At 65.3% G+C, this 5056-nt stretch carries 5 protein-coding genes and 1 pseudogene; 3 read left to right on the forward strand and 3 right to left on the reverse strand.

Going from position 1 to position 5056, the window contains the following annotated elements; translation table 11 throughout:
• Window positions 1-629: 629 nt before the first annotated feature.
• Window positions 630-1841, reverse strand: coding sequence for an alanine racemase (alr, locus tag ACZO3G_RS14330; protein WP_276874692.1), 1212 nt, complete (start codon window positions 1839-1841; stop codon window positions 630-632).
• A complete protein-coding gene (locus ACZO3G_RS14335; protein ID WP_101548394.1) occupies window positions 1838-2020 on the reverse strand; it encodes a hypothetical protein in 183 nt (60 codons plus the stop codon). Before ACZO3G_RS14335 ends, alr begins: the two co-directional genes overlap by 4 nt.
• A 129-nt stretch (window positions 2021-2149) precedes the next feature.
• Here ACZO3G_RS14335 and gpr point away from each other — a divergent pair, with 129 nt between their 5' ends.
• The 3 genes from gpr to ACZO3G_RS14350 all read left to right on the forward strand — a co-directional run bounded on the left by gpr (window position 2150) and on the right by ACZO3G_RS14350 (window position 4743).
• Window positions 2150-3019 carry a GPR endopeptidase gene (gene gpr, locus ACZO3G_RS14340; RefSeq protein ID WP_101548393.1) on the forward strand — a complete coding sequence of 290 codons (870 nt, stop codon included), beginning with the start codon at window positions 2150-2152 and terminating at the stop codon, window positions 3017-3019.
• A gap of 131 nt (window positions 3020-3150) precedes the next feature.
• Window positions 3151-4308, forward strand: a complete 1158-nt coding sequence (gene spoIIP, locus ACZO3G_RS14345; protein ID WP_276874687.1) for a stage II sporulation protein P — start codon at window positions 3151-3153, stop codon at window positions 4306-4308.
• Window positions 4309-4341: 33 nt separating this feature from the next.
• Window positions 4342-4743: a hypothetical protein gene (locus ACZO3G_RS14350; RefSeq protein WP_277138679.1), complete on the forward strand. Its 402-nt coding sequence runs from the start codon at window positions 4342-4344 to the stop codon at window positions 4741-4743.
• 43 nt (window positions 4744-4786) lie between these two features.
• Here the strand turns inward: ACZO3G_RS14350 and ACZO3G_RS14355 are convergent.
• Window positions 4787-5056 (reverse strand): annotated as a pseudogene (locus ACZO3G_RS14355) (nitroreductase family protein); the annotation flags it as partial.

Raw genomic sequence — 5056 nt, forward strand, 5'->3', positions numbered from 1 at the left:
TTCTTTGCGTCAAAGAAAGTACCCAAAGAAGGACGCTCAAGGGGACTTCCGCCAGTCCCCTTGAGAATCCCCCGGGAGTACCTTGCCAGTACCCGCCGGTTACAACCGCTCCCCACGAATACGCCAGCTGAGGGCTCAATTCAGGTTGCGGGCGCTCCCAACACGGGAACAGGAGACCTGCCAAAAAGGAGCGCCGCCCGTGGGCGGCGCTCCTAACATGCGCATGGTGTGTGTGCTACGCGTGCCTCCCCGGAAGCATTCCCGGTACGGTTCCGGAGACTCGCCGGCAGAGGCATTGCGCCCGCGGCGCGGCGGCCGGCGGGATGCTGTCGGCTTGTCCGCTGATCCGTGGACGGGGCGCCGCCGACTTTGGCCGCAGGCCAACCGGAGGCGGCGCTGGGGGTCAAGGGGGCATAGCCCCCTGCGGCTTCTTTCCCCCATTTCTTGTCCGCACAAGAAATGGGGCCGCCTGCCGGGGCGGGACCCGGCAACTCTGCCGCTCCCTGAGCGGACAATCTAAAACCGCTGTCGGACGACCACCGACAAGCTCCTCCACTCGTTGAGCGGCAAATCTAAAACCGCCGTCGGCCGGCCACCGACAACCTCCGCCGCTCTCCGAGCGGACAATCTCACAGCGTGGCGATCACATAGTCGACGGCTGCGATCTCCCGGCCGGCCTGTATGTATACCCGCGGGACCCGCCTGCCGATGAGGCAGGCCTCCTCATAGTTGATCGTGCCGTTGAGCGCGGCAAAATCGTCGAGGGTGATCGACTTGCCGCCCTCGCTGCCGATGAGGGTGACGACGTCGCCGCTGCGGGCCCCGTCGATCCCGGTCACGTCGACCATGAGCTGGTCCATGCAGACCGCGCCGGTGATGGGCGCGTACTGTCCGCGCACGATCACGCGGCCCTTGTTGGTGAAGTTGCGGCGGTAGCCGTCGGCGTAGCCGATCGCGATGGAGGCGAGCCTCTGGCCGTCGTGCTCGGTGACATACCGGCGGCCGTAGCTGACGGCGATCCCGGCCTCGAGCGTCTTGACCATCGTGACGGTGGTGTAGAGGGACATGGCGGGCCGCAGGTCCGCCATCCCCGCGTATTCGGGGGAGGGGGGCAGGCCGTAGAGCACGACGCCGAGCCGCACCATGTCGAGGTGCATCTCGGGATAGGCGAGCGCCGCCGCGCTGTTGCAGCAGTGGCGCAGCGCAAAGGTGATCCCCCGCTTTTCCAGCAGCTCCACCGTGTCCAGGAAGGACCTGTACTGCATCCGGGTATAGTCCCGGCTGTCCCCGGCGCACTCGTCGGCGCAGGCGAAGTGGGTAAAGACGCCGGTGCAGGAAAGTCCGGGCAGCGCGCACACCCGCGCGATCTCCTCGGCGGCGCGCGCCTCATGGCCGTGCTGGGCGAAAAAGCCGATGCGGCTCATGCCCGTGTCGATCTTCACATGGCAGTCGATCACGGCCTTCTGTTCGACCGCGGCGCGGGAAAGCTCCCCCGCGTACTCCTCCGAATAGACTGTCTGGGAGATGCCCAGCTCCGCCAGGGTGTGCGCCATCTCGGGCGGCGTGCAGCCCAGGATCAAAATCGGGCGGGCGACCTCCTGCCTACGCAGGGAGATCGCCTCGTTGATATTGGAAACCGCGAACCAGTCGGCGCCCTCCTGCTGGAGCGCGCGGGAGACGTAGCCGTCCCCGTGGCCGTAGGCGTCCGCCTTGACCACCGCCATCGTGCGGCAGCCGGGCGTCAGGCGGCTTTTGAGCTCGCGGTAGTTGTGTACGATGCAGTCCAGGTCGATGTCCGCCCAAGTGCGGCGCAGGTAGTCCATGGTGTTATCCCCCGTCATTCATCCGCGTTCTTGTCCCTCACCATGAGCATCGCCAGGCCGGCGGTGTTCACAACGATCGAAAGCCCCAGTGTGATGAGGGCCCACACCGAGTTCGTATTGAATAAAAGAAGCAGGGCGACCAACAATATGATCACGCCGGCGGCGAGTATCCGCGCCCCGATTTTCCGCACGCTCATAGCTTTCCTTTCCTTTATCCCGCGGCTTGGCCGCCGCGTCGTTCCGTCCTTATAATATACACCAACCGCCCGGCTTTTACAACCGCGCGAAAAACTTTAACAGTTTCGTCAAGAATCGGAGGGACCCCCATGAACCTGATCCGGACCGACCTCGCGGTGGAAGCCGCCGAACCCTACCGGGACCGCCTGCCCGACGGCGTTTCGATCGCGGAGGACGAGCGGGCGGGCGTCAAGCTCACCCGTGTGGAGATCACCAAACCCGAGGCCGCCGAGCGTCTCGGACGGCCGTGCGGCCGGTACATCACCCTTGAACTGCCCGCCGTGTCCTCCAGCGTGGAACCGGCGGACGATGTGACCCACGCCGTCGCGGACGAGCTCTCCGCGCTGCTGCCCGCGGAGGGCTCGGTGCTCGTGGTCGGGCTCGGCAACGAGCAGATCACCCCCGACGCGCTCGGCCCCCGCGCCGCCCACCAGGTGCTCGCCACCCGGCACATCCCCGCCCAGCTCGCGGAGCAGACCGGCCTTTCGGGGCTGCGCCCCGTGGCCTCCCTCGCGCCCGGCGTGCTCGGACAGACGGGCATCGAGACGGGCGAGATCGTCCGTTCGATCGTGCGCGACCTCGCGCCCGCCTGCGTCGTCGTGATCGACGCGCTCGCCTCCCGCTCCCTCGACCGGCTCGGCCGCACCATCCAGCTTTCCAACAGCGGCATCTCCCCCGGCTCGGGGGTGCTCAACGCCCGGCGGGAGCTGAGCGAGGAATCCCTCGGCGTGCCGGTCGTATCGGTCGGCATCCCCACCGTCGTCGACGGCGAGACCCTCGCCCGCGACATCCTCGGGGACGACGGCCGCGACGCCGCGCCCGGCGCTTCCGCCATGATGGTCACCCCCCGCGACATCGACGCGATCATCGAGCGGGGGGCCAAGCACCTTTCGCTCGCCATCAACGCCGCGCTCCAGCCCCAGCTCTCCCTCGAGGACATCACCTACCTCGTGTCGTAACCCCCCCGGCATAAACCCCCTTCCCCCTGAATAGAATGCATAGAAACGCTTTTTATGCTTTGGGGGGCGGGAATGTGAAACGATATGGTCGTGCACCCGGGCCGGCGCGCCGCCTTGGGGCCGTCATCACAATGGTCGTTGTTCTGCCGCTGTCGATCATGGCGGTTTTTTCGCTTTCCCCCGACCTGGGCGAGCTGACCGAGCGAGCCGCGCTCATCTCGGCGATGGTGAACATGCCCGAGGGGTCGCTCGCCCTTTTGGAATCGCGGTTCGCGGACAAGATCGACCCCGCCTACTATCAGGGCGAGGAATCCCAGGTCGCGCCCTACGTCGCGCCCTTTGACGAGGAAGACGCCTCCGCCGCGCCGCAGGGCCTGCCCGAATCCTCCCCCGTCCCCGCCAAGCAGGTGCGCGTCGCCGACCCCTCACCCGCCGCGGACAACTCCCATCCCGTACCCGCGGAATACCGGGGGCGGATCGTACAGGAGAACATGGCGGGCTCGGGCGACAGCCTGATCCCCTACGGCGAGGGCCTGCTCCGCAACTATACCGAGGTGCCCGCCGACGACATCCGGGAGATCATGGAGCAGGGGCTCAACATCCGGCTGGAGGACACCCCCGCGCCGCAGGTGCTCATCTTCCACACCCACGCGACCGAGAGCTACGAGCCCTACGACAGTGAAAATTATGACATGCGGAATACTTGGCGGTCAACGGACAACACTAAGAATATGGTCGCGGTGGGCAACGCGCTGGAAAAGGCTCTGCGGGACGCGGGGATCGGGGTCGTGCACGATACGACCCAGCACGACTACCCCTCCTACAACGGCTCCTACGAGCGCAGCGCCGAAACGATCAAGTCCTATCTGGAGAAGTATCCGACCATCAAGATCGCGCTCGACGTGCACCGCGACGCCATCCAGCGGGAGGACGACCTCATCGTCAAGCCCACGGTGGAGATCAACGGCCGCAAGGCCGCCCAGCTCATGATCATCACCGGCAGCGACGACGGCACGATGAACGTCCCCGAGTGGCGGGAAAACCTGCGCTTTGCCGCGTCCCTTCAGGACGCCATCGAGCAGGACACCCCCGAGCTGACCCGCCCGATCTTCTTCTGCTACCGAAAATACAACATGGATCTGACCACCGGCTCGCTGCTCCTCGAGGTCGGCTCCAACGCCAACACCCTCGACGAGAGCGTCTATACCGCCGAACTGGTCGGGAAGTCCCTCGCGCGGATGCTCAACGAAAACCGCGAAGCATCCCCGGAAACTGCTCCAAATGGATAGTCTATTGGTATAAACCTAAGGTGAAAATACAGGATGTTAAACAGAGATGCGCGCCTCTTTTGGGTTTCCTTTCTTTTGACCCTGATCCTGACGGGCTGGCTGGCCCTCTTCCTGTGGGTCGACACCACCAGCTCCCGCTATGAAAACGCAGCCGGCGTCCGCGCGCTTGAGATCGCGCCCGCCGGGGAACTCCGATACAGCGTCGCCCTGCTGGGCAGGCAGTACACCATCTCCCTGGAGCCCTTCAATGCGTTCGAGGCCTGGCGGCAGGACCACGCCTGCCTCGTCACCCCGCGCCCGCTGCTGCTCGCGCAGCAGGGCTACGGCCTGCTCCTGCGGGGCTGGGACTCATTGGACAATTGGTATAAAAACTACGAATATCAACAAAACGTCATGAAATCACAGGAAGGCGTCCCGGTCGAACCGGACGCATGAACACCGAAGGGGCCGCTCACAGAGCGGCCCCTTCGGCGTTTATTCAGTCCTGCTTCCATTTATAGACCGCGGCCAGCGTCTTTTCCCCGTCCGAACCGGGGCCCGCGTGCAGCTTCGCCTCGTACCGGATGTGACGCCGCTGGAGGCAGAGGTCCAGAAAGCACAAAAAAATCCCCAGATCGATTTGGTTGTAGAACGCCACCTGGCCGGCGGGCATGATCCCGCTCCTGCCCGGCTTGCGCACGCGGTACACGCGCAAGGCGTCGCCTTCGCGTTCCACCAGCCACGGCTGCGTGTTGCAGGCGCTCGGCGC

The organism is Anaerotruncus sp. (genome assembly GCF_057433415.1).

What these genes read in the sequence shown, in the direction of transcription:
- alr (WP_276874692.1), bottom strand. Translation starts at nt 1,841, where the DNA reads ATGACGGGGGATAACACCATGGACTACCTGCGCCGCACTTGGGCGGAC.
- ACZO3G_RS14335 (WP_101548394.1), bottom strand. Translation starts at nt 2,020, where the DNA reads ATGAGCGTGCGGAAAATCGGGGCGCGGATACTCGCCGCCGGCGTGATC.
- gpr (WP_101548393.1), top strand. Translation starts at nt 2,150, where the DNA reads ATGAACCTGATCCGGACCGACCTCGCGGTGGAAGCCGCCGAACCCTAC.
- spoIIP (WP_276874687.1), top strand. Translation starts at nt 3,151, where the DNA reads ATGGTCGTTGTTCTGCCGCTGTCGATCATGGCGGTTTTTTCGCTTTCC.
- ACZO3G_RS14350 (WP_277138679.1), top strand. Translation starts at nt 4,342, where the DNA reads ATGTTAAACAGAGATGCGCGCCTCTTTTGGGTTTCCTTTCTTTTGACC.